This window comes from Microbacterium sp. ER1 (assembly GCF_023383675.1).
Taxonomy (GTDB): Bacteria; Actinomycetota; Actinomycetes; order Actinomycetales; family Microbacteriaceae; genus Microbacterium.
In genome coordinates, this window is sequence record NZ_QCXO01000089.1 from 1 (window position 1) to 240 (window position 240).

Annotated in this window: 1 pseudogene; it reads right to left on the reverse strand. The window is 69.2% G+C overall.

The features are described from left to right. Positions 1-207 (reverse strand): annotated as a pseudogene (locus tag BV453_RS01870) (hypothetical protein); the annotation flags it as partial. Positions 208-240: the final 33 nt, after the last annotated feature.

Here is a 240-nt window from a genome sequence, read left to right on the forward strand (position 1 = left end):
CGGCTCGCCGGGAACGTAGGCAGGCTCGGGCTGCGCGTCGGGTGCCGACGTCAGAACGACCGGTTCGCTCACGGGCTCCTCGACCGGCTTGCTCGGGTCGGCGACCGTGGTCGGCTCCGGGCTGGCGTCGTTGGCGGGGTCGAAGTACTCGGTGTGAGCATCCGGGTAGTCGTTCTTGTGTCCCTCGTTGGGGGTCGTGTCGGTCATGCTGCACTCCTCGTGAGCCTCGCGGCCGTAGCT